Below are 417 nucleotides of genomic sequence, written 5' to 3'. Positions count from 1 at the left end.
GGAAGACTTCCTAAAAATTAATAAATGTCATTACTCGCAAAGTTTTATACACAAATAAAATCTTCTCAAGAAGATATTGCTTCTGAAGGGTTAAAATATATTCTTCAAAATTCAAAAGTTGCAAGAAGTTATCTGAAATCTTTTTTGTTCTATAAAACTCAAATTGAAGTTCCGGAGTTAACATACTCTAATCAAATTACAAAAAAGGATTTGGGAAGAACGGACATTTCTGGAGTTAATAATTTAGGAAAAGAGGTGTTGATAATTGAAGCGAAATTTTGGGCTTCTTTAACTGAAAATCAACCAATTTCGTACTTGAAAAGATTGGAAGAAAATTCTATTTTAGTTTTTATTTGTCCAACTTTAAGGAAAAAATCAATTTTCACAGAACTAAAAAGAAAGCTCTTTGAAGAAAAT

1 protein-coding gene is annotated in these 417 nt (G+C 27.8%); it reads left to right on the top strand.

Annotation, left to right across the window (positions count from 1 at the left end):
* Nucleotides 1-24: 24 nt before the first annotated feature.
* On the top strand, nt 25-417 hold a 393-nt coding region (locus tag VQ048_RS12705), incomplete at its 3' end, for a hypothetical protein (protein WP_442872830.1).

This window comes from Bergeyella anatis, from assembly GCF_036016955.1.
Classification (GTDB): Bacteria; Bacteroidota; Bacteroidia; order Flavobacteriales; family Weeksellaceae; genus JAYWXI01.
This window is presented reverse-complemented; position numbering and strand designations above follow the sequence as displayed.